The 16,996-nt window shown below is 45.7% G+C and carries 17 protein-coding genes; 8 read left to right on the top strand and 9 right to left on the bottom strand.

Going from position 1 to position 16,996, the window contains the following annotated elements; genetic code table 11:
- Positions 1-69: 69 nt before the first annotated feature.
- The 4 genes from cotA to GNE05_RS03660 all read left to right on the top strand — a co-directional run bounded on the left by cotA (position 70) and on the right by GNE05_RS03660 (position 3,542).
- Positions 70-1,608 carry an outer spore coat copper-dependent laccase CotA gene (gene cotA / locus GNE05_RS03670; protein ID WP_160182448.1) on the top strand — a complete coding sequence of 513 codons (1,539 nt, stop codon included), beginning with the start codon at positions 70-72 and terminating at the stop codon, positions 1,606-1,608.
- A 204-nt stretch (positions 1,609-1,812) separates the two neighbouring features.
- On the top strand, positions 1,813-2,022 hold the full coding sequence (locus tag GNE05_RS03665) for a cold-shock protein (RefSeq protein ID WP_007408879.1): 210 nt from the start codon (positions 1,813-1,815) through the stop codon (positions 2,020-2,022).
- Positions 2,023-2,120: 98 nt separating this feature from the next.
- Complete coding sequence (locus tag GNE05_RS20940; RefSeq protein WP_003155794.1) at positions 2,121-2,279, top strand: hypothetical protein; 159 nt, start codon at positions 2,121-2,123, stop codon at positions 2,277-2,279.
- A gap of 112 nt (positions 2,280-2,391) precedes the next feature.
- A protein-coding gene (locus tag GNE05_RS03660) for an IS3 family transposase (RefSeq protein ID WP_099721935.1) occupies positions 2,392-3,542 on the top strand; the annotation gives its coding sequence in 2 pieces (ribosomal slippage) (positions 2,392-2,665 and positions 2,665-3,542; 1,152 coding nt in all).
- A gap of 57 nt (positions 3,543-3,599) precedes the next feature.
- Here GNE05_RS03660 and GNE05_RS03655 read toward each other — a convergent pair.
- Positions 3,600-4,646: a TolB family protein gene (locus GNE05_RS03655; RefSeq protein WP_160182447.1), complete on the bottom strand. Its 1,047-nt coding sequence runs from the start codon at positions 4,644-4,646 to the stop codon at positions 3,600-3,602.
- A 65-nt stretch (positions 4,647-4,711) separates the two neighbouring features.
- Positions 4,712-5,080 carry an RlpA-like double-psi beta-barrel domain-containing protein gene (locus GNE05_RS03650; RefSeq protein ID WP_007408877.1) on the bottom strand — a complete coding sequence of 123 codons (369 nt, stop codon included), beginning with the start codon at positions 5,078-5,080 and terminating at the stop codon, positions 4,712-4,714.
- 363 nt (positions 5,081-5,443) lie between these two features.
- Between GNE05_RS03650 and GNE05_RS03645 the strand changes: the two genes are divergently transcribed.
- The 4 genes from GNE05_RS03645 (at position 5,444) to GNE05_RS03630 (ending at position 10,233) form a co-directional block, all read left to right on the top strand.
- Positions 5,444-6,484, top strand: coding sequence for a 2,3-butanediol dehydrogenase (locus GNE05_RS03645; RefSeq protein ID WP_007408876.1), 1,041 nt, complete (start codon positions 5,444-5,446; stop codon positions 6,482-6,484).
- Between the two features lie 188 nt (positions 6,485-6,672).
- Positions 6,673-7,170 carry an RNA polymerase sigma factor SigV gene (locus tag GNE05_RS03640; RefSeq protein ID WP_003155802.1) on the top strand — a complete coding sequence of 166 codons (498 nt, stop codon included), beginning with the start codon at positions 6,673-6,675 and terminating at the stop codon, positions 7,168-7,170.
- A complete protein-coding gene (gene rsiV, locus GNE05_RS03635; protein WP_014417080.1) occupies positions 7,170-8,030 on the top strand; it encodes an anti-sigma-V factor RsiV in 861 nt (286 codons plus the stop codon). Before GNE05_RS03640 ends, rsiV begins: the two co-directional genes overlap by 1 nt.
- Positions 8,031-8,301: 271 nt before the next feature.
- Positions 8,302-10,233, top strand: a complete 1,932-nt coding sequence (locus tag GNE05_RS03630) for an acyltransferase family protein (RefSeq protein WP_022552693.1) — start codon at positions 8,302-8,304, stop codon at positions 10,231-10,233.
- A gap of 41 nt (positions 10,234-10,274) precedes the next feature.
- Here the strand turns inward: GNE05_RS03630 and GNE05_RS03625 are convergent, their stop codons facing one another.
- The 7 genes from GNE05_RS03625 to GNE05_RS03595 all read right to left on the bottom strand — a co-directional run bounded on the left by GNE05_RS03625 (position 10,275) and on the right by GNE05_RS03595 (position 16,934).
- Complete coding sequence (locus GNE05_RS03625) at positions 10,275-11,279, bottom strand: SPFH domain-containing protein (RefSeq protein ID WP_029973761.1); 1,005 nt, start codon at positions 11,277-11,279, stop codon at positions 10,275-10,277.
- A 26-nt stretch (positions 11,280-11,305) separates the two neighbouring features.
- Positions 11,306-12,067, bottom strand: coding sequence for a TPM domain-containing protein (locus tag GNE05_RS03620; RefSeq protein ID WP_160182446.1), 762 nt, complete (start codon positions 12,065-12,067; stop codon positions 11,306-11,308).
- Positions 12,067-13,092: a TFIIB-type zinc ribbon-containing protein gene (locus GNE05_RS03615; protein ID WP_017419002.1), complete on the bottom strand. Its 1,026-nt coding sequence runs from the start codon at positions 13,090-13,092 to the stop codon at positions 12,067-12,069. Before GNE05_RS03615 ends, GNE05_RS03620 begins: the two co-directional genes overlap by 1 nt.
- A gap of 50 nt (positions 13,093-13,142) precedes the next feature.
- Entirely contained in the window at positions 13,143-13,829 is a 687-nt protein-coding gene (locus GNE05_RS03610) for a PspA/IM30 family protein (RefSeq protein WP_160182445.1), read from the bottom strand.
- A gap of 114 nt (positions 13,830-13,943) precedes the next feature.
- Entirely contained in the window at positions 13,944-14,261 is a 318-nt protein-coding gene (locus GNE05_RS03605; RefSeq protein WP_032867611.1) for a YjdJ family protein, read from the bottom strand.
- 232 nt (positions 14,262-14,493) lie between these two features.
- A complete protein-coding gene (locus GNE05_RS03600; RefSeq protein ID WP_032867613.1) occupies positions 14,494-15,456 on the bottom strand; it encodes a carbohydrate kinase family protein in 963 nt (320 codons plus the stop codon).
- A gap of 101 nt (positions 15,457-15,557) precedes the next feature.
- Positions 15,558-16,934 carry an MFS transporter gene (locus GNE05_RS03595; protein ID WP_020953921.1) on the bottom strand — a complete coding sequence of 459 codons (1,377 nt, stop codon included), beginning with the start codon at positions 16,932-16,934 and terminating at the stop codon, positions 15,558-15,560.
- Positions 16,935-16,996 lie beyond the last annotated feature (62 nt).

The raw sequence follows: 16,996 nt of genomic DNA, 5'->3' as shown, positions 1-16,996 counted from the left end.
AACCAACCTGTTCCAGGCAGCATTAACTGTAGTACAGGATTTCAATAAATGATAAGGACAGGATGAAAAATGGCACTAGAAAAATTTGCAGATGAACTGCCGATTATTGAAACACTCCAGCCGCAGAAGAAATCAGACGGCAACACGTATTATGAAGTCACCATGAAGGAATGCTTTCACAAGCTGCACCGCGATCTCCCGCCGACCCGGCTGTGGGGGTATAACGGTTTATTTCCCGGCCCGACGATCGACGTGAACCAAGATGAGAACGTCTATATTAAATGGATGAATGACCTGCCGGATAAGCATTTTCTGCCTGTGGATCATACCATTCACCATTCAGAAAGCGGCCATCAGGAACCCGATGTCAAAACCGTCGTCCATTTACACGGAGGAGCAACGCCGCCGGACAGCGACGGCTACCCGGAAGCCTGGTTCACAAAGGATTTTAAGGAAACGGGTCCTTATTTTGAGAAAGAGGTATACCATTATCCAAACAAACAGCGCGGGGCTCTGTTATGGTATCACGATCACGCCATGGCGATTACGAGGCTCAATGTGTACGCCGGGCTTGCCGGGATGTATATCATTCGCGAGCGAAAAGAAAAGCAGCTGAAGCTTCCCTCCGGAGAGTATGACGTACCGCTTATGATTTTGGACCGCACGTTAAATGACGACGGTTCCTTGTCTTATCCGAGCGGACCTGCTAACCCTTCCGAAACGCTGCCCGACCCTTCCATCGTCCCGTTTTTTTGCGGAAATACCATTCTCGTCAATGGTAAAGCGTGGCCGTATATGGAAGTTGAACCGCGGACATATCGTTTCCGCATCCTTAATGCCTCCAATACAAGAACATTTTCTCTCTCGCTCAATAACGGCGGGAAGTTTATCCAAATCGGTTCTGACGGCGGACTGCTTCCCCGCTCTGTCAAAACACAATCTATCAGCTTAGCCCCGGCAGAGCGGTATGATGTGCTCATCGATTTCTCCGCCTTTGACGGAGAACATATCATTTTAACGAACGGCACCGGCTGCGGGGGCGACGCCGATCCGGATACAGACGCCAATGTGATGCAATTCCGCGTCACAAAACCGCTGAAGGGAGAAGACACAAGCCGTAAGCCTAAATATCTTTCAACAATGCCTAATGTGACATCAAAGAGAATACACAATATCAGGACGCTTAAACTCACAAATACGCAAGACAAATACGGCCGGCCCGTTTTGACGCTGAATAACAAGCGATGGCATGATCCTGTGACAGAAGCGCCGAAGCTCGGCACAACGGAAATCTGGTCGATTATCAATCCGATGGGGGGCACCCATCCGATACACCTGCACCTTGTTTCCTTCCAAATCCTTGACCGGCGTCCTTTTGACTTAGAGCGTTATAACAAATTCGGCGACATTGTGTATACAGGCCCCGCCGTCCCGCCTCCTCCAAGTGAGAAAGGCTGGAAAGATACCGTGCAGGCGCACTCGGGAGAGGTCATCAGAATCGCGGCGACTTTCGCTCCTTACAGCGGACGCTACGTATGGCACTGTCATATTTTAGAGCACGAAGATTACGACATGATGAGACCGATGGACGTCACGGATAAGCAGTAAACAAACATCCCCCCTTTTCTGAGAGGGGCTTTTTTATTTATCCAAAAAGAAAAAATAAGAAGACACTTATTTGCATATACTGTAATAACAGGAAGACGGTGCACCCTCATTGGAAATCTGGATAGAAAAAGGAATTAGGAGATTAGGGAAAAGTATGAGACAATGAAGGAGTGCACGAAAATTCATAAGGGAAGAAGTGACTTTATGTCTTACTACAACAAACGTAATCAGGAACCGCTGCCTAAAGAAGATGTCAGTACGTGGGAATGCACAAAAGAGGACTGTATTGGCTGGAGCAGAAAGAATTTTGCCGGCAGTGATACCCCGACTTGCCCCCTTTGCGGCAGTAAAATGATCGACGGCGTCCGTTCGTTGGTAAATCTCCAAAACAATAATCAAACGGCATCAAGTTAGACCTCCCTTTTACGAGTCTCAACATAGAGAAGGCCTCCATGTCTCATGAGAGGCCTTTGCGTTATCATGTCCTTTTATGATGCAAAGGAGCAATGAACATGAAAAACGATCGGCAGCAGAAAGATCTGAAGGAAATGGCAAAACGGCGGAAAATGAACCTTGCCGCACAGTCATTCATCGAAACGCTCCATTTTGCCGTTCCGATTCTCCGTTTTTTCAAATGGCTCGCCTCAGCCGCAGCCAGCTTTGTTCATTAAAAAACACCCAGCAGGCGGGGACTGACCCCATAAGATGAGACAAACAAAAAACACCTTCAAGTTTGAAAACGGATGATTGTTAGCCGAAATTAGACTTGGAGGTGTTTTTTCTATGGGGACAAGAGTGAGTTATCCGGTTGAAGTGAAACAGAAGGCTGTAGAAATGAGATTGGCAGGCGTGCCTATGAAAGAGATCATGCAGGAATTGAATATTAAGAATAAGACACAGGTTCAGACATGGGTTAGATGGCATAAGACTGGGGATACACATCGATTCGAACAGCCTGTCGGAAAGCAATACACTTACGGAAAAGGCCCGGAGTATTCTTCCGAATTAGAGAAACTGCAGGCAGAAAATCGTTATCTGAGACAACAGAATGAAGTTTTAAAAAAGTGCAACGAATTGGAAAGGAAGCTGATAGCGAAACGCCAGTCGAGCTTGTAGAAGCATTGCGCGGCACAATGACCATACAGGATATCTGTATTCATTTAGGTATCTCACGAGCATCTTATTATCGTTGGAAGAAGAATCTGATGAAAGATAACCCTAAATACCATTTAGAAAAACAAATCGGCACGTTGTGCCGAGAACACAAGTTTCGATATGGCTATCGGAAAATCACAGCCATATTAAAAAAGGGAATGCGTGTGAATCATAAAACGGTTCAGCGCATTATGCAGAAGAATCAGTGGCAATGCCGGGTTAAGGTGAAAAAGCGCAAGAAAGATGGGCAGCCATATGCCGTGGCCGAGAATATATTGGATCGAAACTTTCAGTCTGAACGCCCTCTGGAAAAGCTAGTAACGGATATCACATATTTGCCTTATGGGCAGAAACAATTGTATCTTTCCAGTATATTGGATTTATACAATGGAGAAGTGATTGCTTTTACAATTGGCGATAGACAGGACACAGACTTTGTCTTACACACACTTGATCAGCTGCCCGCACTGCCAGAGAACTGCGTGTTACATAGTGACCAAGGTTCTGTTTATACATCTTATGAGTATCAGAAAGCTGTTAAAACAAAAGGCATTACCATGAGCATGTCCCGCAAAGGGACGCCCGCTGATAATGCCTCCATCGAATCGTTTCATTCCTCACTAAAGTCTGAAACGTTCTATCTTAACAGCATTGATCGAACTACGACGACCATCGTAGAACGCACTGCCATAGAATACATTCATTATTATAACAATATTCGTATTCAAACGAAACTAAACAGCCAATCGCCGATACAATATCGGCAATTGGCTGTATGAAGGTGTTTTGATCCCTGTCTCAAAAACAGGGGTCAGTCCCGGCGCTGAGTGTTTTTTTCATGATTGGATGACGGAAAAATTGTTGATAATGCCGTTGTCATTTTCCCAGACTTTTTCGCATTTTTTCGTATCCAAATGATAAGCATAAATGGTCCGGACCTTCGCATTCCGCCCTGTTTCATCCTTCAGACGCTTAGCGCCTTTTGCTTCCGCCATGAAATAAATGATGCTGCCGTCTTTAGAAAACTGAGGCTGGGCATCAATCAGCGGAGCGAAGTCCTTCCCGTTTGAGATAATCGTTTCATCTTTTTTCGTTTTGACATTCATCAGACGGATGGACGCTTTTTGTTCCGTCCCTTTTTGTGTATAAGATGTAAAGACAAGGTTCTTTCCGTCCGGTGACACCGCCACGTCGCTGATAAACTGTTCAAGGTTTGTCAGATCCTGAAGGTGTTCGCCCGCTCCTGCCGCAAACCGGATATTCGTCGGTTCAGGGTCAATCCCCTTCTCATTTGCTTCATCCGTTTTTTGATAATCCTCTTTTACGGAATAATGCAGAAGCGCAAAATCGTTTTGGCTGCGGTTATAAAAGAAGCTGCTTACACTGTCGTCTTTCTCATCGGCGGCGGGATACAGATTTTCATAACGTTTCGTTTTCAAATCAAAAGATGCGAGACGGAAAATATCTTCATCCGCTTTTCCGAGACGGAAATAAATGTGCGTCAGATCCTTTGATAAAAACAAACTGTCAGCGCTTGCCGTTCCTTTATAAAGCACCGTCTTCTTTTTCGTCTTCAGATCAAGCTTATACAGACGCATCTCATTTTGGTCATTATTCCCGACAAAATAGAGCACCTGATGGGCATCATCCAGCGCAAACGCCGGATATGCCGAAAGCTTTTCCTCGTACAGCACGCGGCCGTCCTCGTAATATTTCGTCATCAGATCTTTGTCTGTAATGGAAACAAGCAGCTTGTCATGACCGCCGGAGACAACGGCTTTTCCGCCGCCGTCGCTTTTTCCTTTAATCAGTAAAACGGCCGCGATGACCGCCGCCGCCAAAACGGCGGCCAGCAACATCCAGATCCATCGTTTCTTCTTCATTATCAATCTCTCCGTCAATCAGAAAAAGCAAGAATCAGTGTCCTTGCTTTTTAAGATGGTCTATTTTAATAGCTGTAGTGTCCGGATACTCTTCCTTTGCTTAACGGATATCCGAGCGCTTTGAACGCTTTCGGGCTGACATCCAATACGGCATTCGGCAGACGGCCTACATCATTTTTGTATACGGTGATAACCTTTTTCGGTTTTGCTTTCGCATAAGCTCTGATTTTCGTTCCGTTTCTCGGAACGTCAAATCCTAATTTTGTCGCGCAATCCCAGTGTCCCAGTTTTTTACCGGAAGATCCTTTTTTACCGACTCCATTATACCATGTAATATTTCCGTTCACTTTTTTAGCACTTGCATCAGAAGAGTAACTGATCGCTCCCAGCGTGCTTCCTGCTAAAATCAATAAGGCTAAGAATAACTTCTTCAAGCTTTCGTCCTCCTGATTCTTTATTCTAGGCAAAATTATACACCAAGAAGACGATTATAATATTTCAATCACTTTACATGTTCATTACAACGTGATGAGACATGCACATAACGACGGCACAATTTCCTGTTCTATATAATTCCATGGTAAATTATACTACAAAATTTAATTCATTAGCGTTATAATATTCATAGAGTATTTCTGCATTCAATATGGACTTTTTATAAGGCCTATTGATAGTTGCATAATATGATATATTTTGAGAAATCAGGCTTTAGGAAGCAGGCACTTTATTCCTTTTAACCGTGGTTCATATTGATCATGTACCTATACTCGTTTCAATCAGACTAGGAGTGATAATCAATGAAAGCGGCAAGATGGCACAATCAAAAAGACATTCGAATCGAAAACATTGATGAACCTAAAGCAGAACCGGGTAAAGTCAAAATTAAAGTCAAATGGTGCGGGATTTGCGGAAGCGACCTTCATGAATATTTGGGAGGCCCGATCTTTATTCCGGTCGGCAAACCTCATCCGTTAACAAACGAAATGGCGCCCGTCACGATGGGTCACGAATTCTCAGGAGAAGTCGTTGAAGTGGGCGAAGGCGTCAAAAATTACAGCGTCGGCGACCGTGTCGTCGTGGAACCGATTTTTGCCACACACGGACATCAGGGAGCCTATAACCTTGATGAACAAATGGGATTCTTAGGCTTAGCCGGAGGCGGCGGCGGATTTTCTGAATATGTATCCGTTGACGAAGAATTGCTGTTTAAGCTTCCTGAAGAGCTTTCTTACGAACAGGGTGCGCTTGTTGAGCCGTCAGCGGTAGCGCTTTATGCCGTCCGCCAAAGCAAATTAAAAGCGGGCGACAAGGCGGCAGTTTTTGGCTGCGGACCGATCGGGCTGCTTGTGATTGAAGCCCTGAAAGCGGCCGGCGCCACAGATATTTACGCGGTTGAACTTTCACCGGAACGTCAGGAAAAAGCGAAAGAACTCGGCGCTATCATCATTGATCCGTCAAAAACGGACGATGTCGTTGAAGAAATCGCTAAACGCACAAACGGCGGCGTTGATGTTTCTTATGAAGTAACAGGCGTTCCTGTCGTTCTCCGCCAGGCGATCCAGTCAACAAACATTGCCGGTGAAACGGTTATCGTCAGCATCTGGGAAAAAGGAGCGGAAATTCATCCGAACGATATCGTCATCAAAGAACGGACCGTAAAAGGCATTATCGGATACCGTGACATCTTCCCTTCCGTTCTTGCACTGATGAAAGAGGGCTACTTCTCAGCAGATAAGCTCGTCACGAAAAAAATCGTGCTCGACGATCTGATTGAAGAAGGCTTCGGCGCTTTAATCAAAGAGAAAAACCAAGTGAAAATCTTAGTCAAACCGAACTAAACCGTTCAGCTGAATATCAGACACATCCGAAAAAGAGCCGTTCCGGCTCTTTTTTTCATCTCATCGTCTTTCCTTCCTTTTCCTTTTAAAAATGATCCCCTCTGCGCAAACTATTTTTTACCCTGTCCCGTCTATCCTTAGGCAGCAGCCTATGATACGTATTTTTAAAAAAGGAGCCCTTTGAAGCAATGAAGAACGAAACAGCCAAAGCGTCGCTTGTGACGTGCATAACTGAGCGCAAGGAAGACTTTTACCGGCTTGCGTACAGTTACGTAAAGAACAAGGATGACGCGTTAGATATTGTTCAGGAATCAATTCAAAAAGCGCTGACATCGGTCGAATCCGTCAAAAACCCCGATGTGATCAAAAGCTGGTTTTATAAAATTTTAGTGCGCACGGCCATTGATTTTCTCCGCAAACAGAAAAAACTGAAAGTGATGGACGATGAAACGATCGAGTTTTTAAGCCGCGGAAAGGAAGATCACTACAAGGACACAGACCTTCACGAAGCGCTCGATGACCTGCCGCATCAATATAAAACCATTATCATTCTGCGTTTCTTTGAAGACCTGAAATTAGAAGAAATCGCGGACATCACGGGGGAAAACATCAACACCGTCAAAACACGCCTTTACAGGGGGCTGAAGCTCATGCGCATTCAGCTGACGAAGGAGGATCTTTCTTAATGGAAAAGAGATTAGAACAATTAAGAGAAGAGTATAAAAGTGTGCCCATTCCTAAGGAACTGGACAGCATTGTCGAAAAAGCCCTTCGGCAAAAACCGAAGAAAAAACGAATCGTGATGTGGCCGACATCCGCGGCAGTCGCTGCGGCCGTCTTATTTACCGCCGTTGTCAATATCAATCCGGATGCCGCACAAGCCATGTCTAAAATCCCCGTCATCGGCAAAGTCGTCCAAGCCATCACATTCACGGAGATGAAGGAAGAAAAGAACCAATCAAGCATTGATGTGAAAACGCCCGCTCTGTCCGGACTTTCCGATCATAAACTCGAAGACAGCATCAACCGGCATTACATGAAAGAAAGCAAAAAGCTGTATCAGGAATTTATGAAGGCGACCTCAAAAAGCAAAAAAGGCCACCTCAGTATTTACAGCGATTATGAAACCGTTACTGACACAGCGGATCTGATCTCAATCCGACGTGATATCGAAAAAACGCAAGCTTCCTCTTATACACAAAGCCGTTACATCACGATTGATAAAAAGAATGAGGCCGTACTTACGTTAAAGAGCTTATTTAAAGATGACCGTTATATTAAAGTCATCAGCCAAAATATTAAAGAACAAATGAAAAAACAGATGAAAGAAGATCCGAATAAAATATACTGGGTCGAAGATGATGATATGACGGAGCCTTTTAAAGCCATCCGCGCCGACCAGAATTTTTATATTACAGATAAGCACAAACTTGTTATTTCATTTGACGAATATGAAGCGGCACCCGGATATATGGGCGTTACAGAGTTTACAATACCGACCTCCGTCATCTCCAAGCTGCTTGTCGGAGACCGCTACATCAGATAAAGAAAGAAAAAAATCCATGATATCCGCAGATCATGGATTTTTTCTTTCGTCCCGCAACAGCCAAGATGCACAAGGGACCCTTTTCATATAACAGACGCCGGACGGGGGCTGAAAAGTTTAAGAAAATCACAGCATTTCATTCATTTTTTCTGAAACAAAATCCCCTTCCGAATGCGTCTAATTAACGGAACAAATGGAAGACTGTACAGAAATCTGCCATAGCCATCCGCAAAACAGCGAGAATTTCCGCGCACATTATTGGAGGAATACCATGTCAGACAAGTCACTGCATCACCGCTATATTCCCGGACTGGATGGACTTCGCGCCTTTGCCGTCCTCGCAGTTATCGCATATCATCTGAATTTTAACTGGGCCGACGGCGGTTTCATCGGTGTTGATATCTTTTTTGTTTTATCGGGGTATTTAATTACATCTATTATATTGCCTGCCCAAGGCAATGCCATCACCCTTGATTTGCGTGATTTTTGGGTGCGCCGGATCAGGCGGCTTCTGCCGGCGGCTTATCTCATGATTATCACGACAGTCATTTGGGTCGTATTGTTTAACAGCGAGCTCCTGCATACCGTACGCGGAGATGCGGTCTCCTCACTTTTTTACATAAGCAATTGGTGGTTTATCTTTCATAAACTTTCTTATTTCGACAGCTTCGGCTCCCCTTCGCCATTAAAAAACCTTTGGTCGCTGGCGATTGAAGAACAGTTTTATATCATATGGCCCTTCCTGCTGCTTGCGGGAATGTACATATGTAAAACACGGGCCCGGCTTGCGGCCGCGGTCATGTTCCTCGCGTTATGTTCGGCAGTCGTAATGAGTATGATGTATGTGCCCGGCGGAGATCCGAGCCGCGTTTATTACGGAACGGATACCCGCTCATTTGAATTGCTGATCGGCTGCGCTTTAGCTTTAGTGTGGCCGATGAAACGATTATCTTCCAAACGGCTGCCGAGCAGCATGAAACACCTGCTTCACGGGACGGAGCTTGCCGCTTTTGCCGCGCTGCTGCTTTGCGTCTTTTACACGGATGAATATGAACCCTTCCTGTACAAGGGCGGCATGCTTTTGATCAGCATCACCGCAGCGGTTCTTGTCGCATGTTTATGCCATCCGAGCAGCTTTTTGGGACATGTTCTTTCATGGAAGCCGCTTCGCTGGATCGGAACGAGATCATACGGAATCTATCTTTGGCATTACCCGGTTATCGTGCTGAGCACACCCGTACAGGAAATCGGAAATCCGGTTTATTGGCACTGCGCCGTCAGAATCGGCGCCACTTTCATTCTTGCCGAGCTATCTTACCATTTCATTGAACAGCCGATCCGCACTGCGGGCTTCCGGCCATTTTTACGCCGCGTGTTTCTGAACCGCTTTCTGGAATGGAAGACGTCCTCTGTCATCAGCAGAATGTCGCTCGGCCTCATTCTTGCCGCCATTCTCGTATTTGCGGGCGGGCTGTCAGGGATAGCCGAAGAGAAAAAACAGCCGCAATGGACGTACGCGCAAAATGATCAGCAAGAAACCGCCGCCTCTTCGCACAAAACGGCCGATCACGATCAGCCTGCAAAAGAAGAAGACAGCAAGAAAAAACACGGCGGCGAAAAAACGGACACCGCGTCAGACAAAAACAAGAAAGAACCAACAGACAAATCAAATACAAAGAAAAACGAAGAGAAAAAGGAACGGTCATCTCAAAAAACGGCTGATTCAAAACAAACACAGCCTCAGCAAGACGTGCTGGCCATCGGTGACTCGGTGATGCTGGACATTGCGTCATACCTGCGGCAGTCCCTCCCTCATGTCACCATCGACGGAAAGGTAGGAAGACAAGTCTCTCAAGCACTCCGGCTCACTTCGGAATATGCGTCATTTAATCAGCCGAACAAAGCGGTCATCATCGAGTTAGGGACGAACGGCTATTTCACAAACAGCCAAATTGAATCACTGATCAGCTCCTTTTCAAAAGCCGATATCTATCTTGTCAACACACGTGTGCCGCGGCAGTGGGAAAGCAAAGTAAACGAGTCATTGCGCCGGCAGGCCGAGTCACGGAAAAATGTGACGCTTGTCGATTGGCACGCAAAAGCATTGCAGCACCCTGAATACTTCACACCGGACGGCGTCCATCTCATACCTGAGGGCTCTAAAGCGCTGACATCCCTCATCGTTCAAACAATGAAATCATGACAAAAAAAGAGGCCCCAAAAAGGCCTCTTTTTCGTATATCGTCAGGCAAGCTTCTGTCCGCAATTCGGGCAAAAATTCGCGCCTTCCGTTTTCGTTCCGCAGTTCGGACAGAATTTCGGCTTAGCCGCTCCTTCCGAGCCGTTCGCCGGTGCCGTCCCCTGATTCTGCTGACTTTGATCTTGCTGCGGCTGGTTCTGCTGATTTTGGTTCATTTGGTTCATCATTTGATTTGCCACATTCATTCCCATCATCATGCCCGCCATGTCTGAGGCGGCGCCGCTTCCGTTCATTTTGCCGGATGACATTCCGTCCGTCATGGAAATCTGCTGATAGCGGTTCACATCGCCCACCATGCCGTAAGAAGCGTTTTTCGTAATCATATCCTGAACTTCCTGCGGATAGTTAAAGCTCATAATATTGAAGCCCGTAATCGACATGCCGTCTCCGATCAGCTGCATATCAAGATCTTCTTGAATCCCTTTTCCGATTTCAAAGGAATTCGACTGCAGATTGAACATGTCTTTTCCTTCTCTGGTGATCCATTTCATCAAAAGCTGATCGAGAATAGACGTAATCCGGATTTTAATGTCCTCCACTAAATAGCTGTCTTTGACACCCGCAATCTTATCAATCAATCCGATGTAGTCAATGACCTTGAAGTTAAATGTGCCGTTTGCGCGGATCGGCATACCGCCCGGCATACCTGCCGCCGGAATGTTGATGGCGTTTTTTGTGCCCCACTTCACGGTGAACTCCTTCGTATTCACAAACAGCACTTCAGCCCGCATGCCGCTGTTAAAACCAAACTTAAACCCTTTTAGTGTCGATAGAAACGGAATGATTTCTGATTCGATATCATAATCGCCGTCATCACGGAAAATCCCTTCAATCTTCCCGTTGTATAAAAAGATGGCATCCTGTCCCGGCCGGATGATCAGACGGCTGCCTTTTTTAATTTCACGGTTGTTCCATTTATAGAAAACCATGTCGTCTCTGAATTCTTCCCACTCCACCACATTTGCTAACTGATTTCTGAAAAAACCCATGTATGCTCAAATCCTTTACATATAATTTAAAAACTTCCCTTGCTTCCGCTGTAACTCGTGCCGCCCCTCGTGACTCCGCCGTCACTGTCATTATCTTTATCAGGCTTTTTTTCTCTTGTAACGTCGGTTCGGATATATGTGTCGTGCTGGCTCAGCACTTCAGACGTATCGTGATCCATATACGTGCTGCCGGTGACGGTGACCTTGCCGCCGGAATTGTACACCATCACGGTGACGGCGATTCCGGCCGCGGCTGCGGCAATAATGAGCTGAAACCACCATGTGAGCAGCAGATTGTCAGACTTGTCGTCCGGGCTTTTCCCCATATCTTTATAAGCCATCTTGATGTAGGTCTGAAACGCCTTTTCATAATGGCCTGCGGAAATATCTGACGAGATCGTATTCCTGATCGTATTCAGCCGGCTGTTATTCAAATACGTCTCCGCCTTTTTATATCCGGAGATAAATACTTCCCGATTTTTCATATCAATGGTCAATATCGCCGTACTTCCGCTAAAATGACTGTCATAAAAATCACCGGCGTACTGCTCGATGTCCTTACCGCCCGTTCCGTTTGCGGTAAGAATGATAAAATCGGTATGGCGCTTTGCCCCCAGCTTCCCGGCCAATTCCTCAAGTTTCTTCGTTTCATCCTTCGTTAATAAATGAGCATTGTCGTAAACATATTGCTTCTGTTCCGCGGCAGACGCCGATGTATGTAAAGAAAAAGACAGCATCAGAAAAAGGACGAAGCAGAAGAGACACGCTTTTTTTATCGATACTTTCATCAAAAACCGCCTCCTATCATAAGTGAGACGAGTCTTAATGCTACAAACGCACCGGCGGTTATGCCGCCGAACCACGCGGCCACTTTTCCGGCACTGATCGGCGGTTTGCCGACAACCTTGCCCGTCTGCCCGTTCATCGCAAAAATGTGTTCAGCCCGCTCATAGTCGTAGCTGACCATCCAGACCGGAAGCAGTACGTAAAAGCTGCTGATTTTATCGGTCTGAATCTGCTCATCCGTAATGTCAGCCGTCGTATATCCGGAGAAGGTGGATCTGATATAAGAATCAATATAATGGCTGATTTTATCCTTCGCCCGCGGAAAGAGATCGTCATCGGTATAATTGTACTTTTCCGCTATATATCCCGCTAAATAGGCCGTATTAAACTCCTTCAGCTCACTGTATGAGTAAGGTTCCAATTTGTCCATTAATTCATCATTCATTTTTTCTGAAGCGTCGACCGGAATTTTGAGATAATCAAGATTGATATCGCGGTACGCGTTGTAATACTCGGTCTCCGTCACCCGGTATTCTCCATCATCATAGTGATGCACTCTCGTACAAACGGCATTGACCTGAACCTTGCTGTTTAAATCAAACATCCAAAACGGCACGTACATGCCGGTTATGCTCTTCACCCGGTCGGCAGACATAAATCCTTTCGGTGTCAGACGGCCGTTTCGGCACCACTTTTTAAAAGCGCTCATGGCCTCTTCTTTACTGATCGTAAAAGGGATCACCATCGAAGGCGCGAGATTTCCCGATAATCGGTCGGCGAGAACGGCGGCTCCTCCGCAAAACCCGCACGTCGTGGCCGTCGTTTCCGCCTCAGTCATTAATACCGCGCCGCAATTCTCACAGCGGTACTCGTTCGCCTCATTTTCGGAAAATCTCGTCGTTATATACTCTTTTGGCAGGCTCTCAATCTGATCCTGCCGCCCGCAGCTGTGACATGTCAGCATGCCGGATGAACTGTCAAAGACCATATCATCGCCGCAGTTCGGGCATTTATAAGAAATGATCATTCTGTTTCTCTCACTTTCTCTTTATATCGGACAAAGCTGCAGCCCGCTGTCTATTGATCTTTACTGAAAAGCATTTTCTGCTTGAGCGCCGCCAATTCATCATCGACACTGCTTTGATTGCTGTCATATTTAGCCGCCAGCTCGTCAATATCGTCTTTCGGAGACGCGTTCAGCTCAGCCATCGCATTGGCGTGATCAAGCGCTTGGTTGACCTTGTCTTCCATTCTGCCGAAAGCTGTCATCGATTGGCCCGCATTTGACACAGAGGACCCCAATTTGTTCATTCTCTCCTGCGTTTTTGCCACAGACCACTTCGCTTTGATGGCATTTCTTCGCGACTCAAGCTCTCCGATATCAGCGACAAGCTTGTCATGCATTTTGCGCATTTGAGAGGCGTTGGAAGAAGCGAGCTGATAAGCCGTCTGCAGCTCAGTCAGTCTTGATTCAACAGCCGCTTTCCTTTCCAAAAATGTCCGCGCATCGGCTTCATTGCCGGCCTGCAACGCTTTCATCGCATAACTTTCCATCTTTTCGGCATCAGCCTGGCATTCTGTTAACGCTCTTTTCGCCCGCTGTTCCTCAGCCATGACAGAAGCCGTCTCCGCTTTCACTTTTCCTAAATCACTGTTCAGATTCCGCAAATATTGATCAACCATTTTTTCAGGGTTTTCAGCTTTATCCAGCAGCGCATTGATATTGCTTGACATGATGTCTTTAAATCTTCCTAAAATACTCATTTTTCATTTTCCTCCCAAAATTAAATAGTAACAAGTTCACAGTTATCTATACTGTTTTTTTCAAAAAAAGTTTCATTTTCTCTTTAATTTATGTATTTTTATATGAAAATAGTCTCATTCAGCCCATTTGTGCCGGCGGTAATTCTTTATGACCAGATACAGTGAGAACAAAAAATAAACAAACAGCCCGATCATCAACCCGCTCACTAACGGATAATGTTTCGCAGCATACACAAAGAAATCAAGCTGCGAAATCTGTTCCGGACTTGTAATCGTATCCGTCCCATTCAAAAGCTTTGAAAATTTCGCCGTATCATTCCAATCAAACGAATCAGAAACAAGCTCACTCCCCTGATACCAATTGACAGCGGCGAGACATAAAAAACAAAAAACAGAAAACGCGCATTGCACAATAAGAAAAACATGTTTCATGAAAAACATTCCTCCGCGGTTCAATATCATAGGCCGTCACACTGTACATGACGGCAGCAGCAGAAACTTGGTTTTACTCAGAACTGATAAAAACGTGATTGTATGTACTTCACATCGGTTCAATTTACTGGATGCCTTTCTAAAGTATACCGTATATCGAAAAGGGTTTCAGACCTAAATAAAGAGGATGCTTCCCGAAGTCCGATGACTTTCAAGAAGCATCCTCGATATTTTACAGAGTCACTCCAACCTCTTTTAAGCTCGGCAAAGCATCAATCGCACCGATTTTAGTGCACACGAGCGCCCCCACCTTATTGGCAAATGAGACAATATCACGCAGCTTCGCAAAATCTTCGGCTGCCGTCTGAATCTCATCCGTGCGCGCCAGCTGATACAGCGCCGCGCCGACAAACGCATCTCCCGCTCCCGTTGAGTCTATTGATGTCACCGGAATGCTCGGAATGATGTCAATATCCTTCCCATTTGAAAGAAGGGTACCGCTTTTCCCGAGTGTCACCGCAACAATGCCGGCCCCGAGCTCATGAAGAACCGCAACACCTTCTTTATGATCCTTCGCACCGCTGATGATCTCAAGCTCTTCGTCACTGACTTTCACAAAATCACTTACGGCAACGGCTTTTTTTGCGGTGTTTATAAACTCTGAAACTCTTCCTTTCCATAAATCCTCACGGTAGTTAGGATCGAAGGAAATAAACTGTCCATTGTCTTTCGCAATCGACATCAGCCGTAAATAGGCTGAGCAAAACGGATCAGATAACAATGCCGTCGCTGACCCGAAATGAAGGATTTTGGCATCGTTTACCTTTTCCAGATCAATATCATCCAGCGTGAACAAAGCGTCCGCTCCTCTGTTAAACACAAAGTCGCGCTCCCCATTTTGTTTTAATGAAACAAACGCAAGCGTTGTAGGCGCTTTCTCATCCATGACGAGCATAGAGGTATCGACGTGTACGGCGTCCAATGTCTGCTTCAGAAAATACCCGAACGGATCTTTGCCTGTTTTTCCGCTGAAAGCCGCGTCTCCGCCCAGCTTAGCAATGGCTGCCGACACATTCGCCGGTGCGCCGCCGGCACTTTTTAAGAAATTACGCCCTTCCGTCAAATCAACATCCACATCGGTACAAAAGAAATCAATTAACAATTCTCCAATACAAATAACAGATTGGCTTCCCACATTATCACACTCATTTATCAATTCTCGATTATAGTTTCAGTATAGTGCTTTCTGTCATAAATACAACCGTTTACATAGAATATTTTAAATTTTACGTATACTTATCTGGCAGCCCTTTGCTCCAGATCAGACATCATCTGCTGATATTTTTTTTCAGTTAAAGGATAAAAAGAAATAAGAATAATAGACAGCAGAATGAACAATCCCGGAATGAGCGCATTCATATTTTTAATCGCATTCAATGACGAGGCCGTCTGATCGGTATTCGCGGCATATCCGGCGATTCCGAGATAAACGGCCGAAAATGACCCGGCTAACGCAACTCCGAGCTTATTGATGAAACTCATGCTCGAAATCACCACGCCATCAGCCCGGACTCCGGTTTTCCATTCCGCATAATCGACACAATCGGCAACCATTCCCCAAGCAAGCGTATTTAAAGGCGTCGTAAAAAATCCCGAAACGAAAAGCCAAAAGAAAATAAGCGGCAGCGAAGAATACGATGTAAACTGAAGGCCCGCATAAGAAATCAGCGATAGCGCCGCCGTGATGATCATAACCTGCTTCCGGCCCCGCTTCTCAGAAAAGAAAGGAATAAACAGATTGCTGATCAGCGCCGCTCCGAAAAATAATACAGTTCCTAAAAACACAAATTCCTTATGGCTGACGTTATACGTAAAATAGTACACCATAGTGCTGAGCTTAATGTTAAATCCAATCGCAAACGCCAAAAATGCAGAAACCAAAATGAGCAAAGGCTTGTTTCGGAATAAAACGGACAACGTTTTTTTCATTCCTTGTTTTTTTCTTTTTTCAGGCTGAATCCGTTCCCGCACAGTAAAGAAACTGAACAAATTCAATGCGATGCTCACCGCCGCATAGATGAGCGCCGTCATCTGAAATCCAAACGCCTGATCTTTCCCGCCGATGGCGTCCGCAAGCGGTGTCGCACAGGAAATCGATAACAGAATTCCGATATAAACCAAAATCATCCGGGTCGTCGTCAGAACCGTCCGTTCCTCCACGGAATTCGTCATCCGCCCCGTTAAGCTGTTGACCGGAATCGTCTGCATGCTGAAGGACATCCCAAGCAGAATATAAGTGATGTACGCATAAACCATATTCCCCGTCTCGCCGAAATGAGGGGTCGTGAAGCATAAGAACGTAAATAGCGCAAAAGGAAACGCCACCCACAAAAGATACGGCCTTGCCTTTCCCCATCTTGTATTCGTCTTGTCTAAAATCACGCCCATAATCGGGTCAAAAACAGCGTCCAGCACCCTTACGATAAGAAACAAAGCTGCGATGACCGCAGGCTTAATGCCGCCGACGTCTGTATAGTAGAATAATAAGTATGCGTTTACAAACTGAAAGATAATATTGTACGACATATCGCCGAATCCGTAGCCGATCCGTTCCATCCAGGACAGGCCGCGATATTTCGTCTTTACTGCCGCTGCTTTTTCTGTTTCAATCATTATTTCCCACCCCAAGAATCCGTTTTCATTTTTGATAAGCAAGAGGGAGAATGCAAAGATCC

This window comes from Bacillus sp. AM1(2019) (assembly GCF_009906915.1).
Lineage (GTDB): Bacteria > Bacillota > Bacilli > Bacillales > Bacillaceae > Bacillus > Bacillus velezensis.
Note: the sequence above shows the minus strand (reverse complement) of the source record. Positions and strands in the feature narration are given on the sequence as shown.

Excerpts from the sequence above, each read along its gene's own strand:
- GNE05_RS03655 (WP_160182447.1), bottom strand. The coding sequence starts at position 4,646 with ATGAAGAAGAAACGATGGATCTGGATGTTGCTGGCCGCCGTTTTGGCG.
- GNE05_RS03595 (WP_020953921.1), bottom strand. The coding sequence starts at position 16,934 with ATGATTGAAACAGAAAAAGCAGCGGCAGTAAAGACGAAATATCGCGGC.
- GNE05_RS03640 (WP_003155802.1), top strand. The coding sequence starts at position 6,673 with ATGAAGAACGAAACAGCCAAAGCGTCGCTTGTGACGTGCATAACTGAG.
- GNE05_RS20940 (WP_003155794.1), top strand. The coding sequence starts at position 2,121 with ATGAAAAACGATCGGCAGCAGAAAGATCTGAAGGAAATGGCAAAACGG.
- GNE05_RS03625 (WP_029973761.1), bottom strand. The coding sequence starts at position 11,279 with ATGGGTTTTTTCAGAAATCAGTTAGCAAATGTGGTGGAGTGGGAAGAA.
- GNE05_RS03610 (WP_160182445.1), bottom strand. The coding sequence starts at position 13,829 with ATGAGTATTTTAGGAAGATTTAAAGACATCATGTCAAGCAATATCAAT.
- GNE05_RS03665 (WP_007408879.1), top strand. The coding sequence starts at position 1,813 with ATGTCTTACTACAACAAACGTAATCAGGAACCGCTGCCTAAAGAAGAT.
- GNE05_RS03645 (WP_007408876.1), top strand. The coding sequence starts at position 5,444 with ATGAAAGCGGCAAGATGGCACAATCAAAAAGACATTCGAATCGAAAAC.
- GNE05_RS03615 (WP_017419002.1), bottom strand. The coding sequence starts at position 13,092 with ATGATCATTTCTTATAAATGCCCGAACTGCGGCGATGATATGGTCTTT.
- rsiV (WP_014417080.1), top strand. The coding sequence starts at position 7,170 with ATGGAAAAGAGATTAGAACAATTAAGAGAAGAGTATAAAAGTGTGCCC.
- GNE05_RS03605 (WP_032867611.1), bottom strand. The coding sequence starts at position 14,261 with ATGAAACATGTTTTTCTTATTGTGCAATGCGCGTTTTCTGTTTTTTGT.
- GNE05_RS03630 (WP_022552693.1), top strand. The coding sequence starts at position 8,302 with ATGTCAGACAAGTCACTGCATCACCGCTATATTCCCGGACTGGATGGA.
- GNE05_RS03620 (WP_160182446.1), bottom strand. The coding sequence starts at position 12,067 with ATGAAAGTATCGATAAAAAAAGCGTGTCTCTTCTGCTTCGTCCTTTTT.
- cotA (WP_160182448.1), top strand. The coding sequence starts at position 70 with ATGGCACTAGAAAAATTTGCAGATGAACTGCCGATTATTGAAACACTC.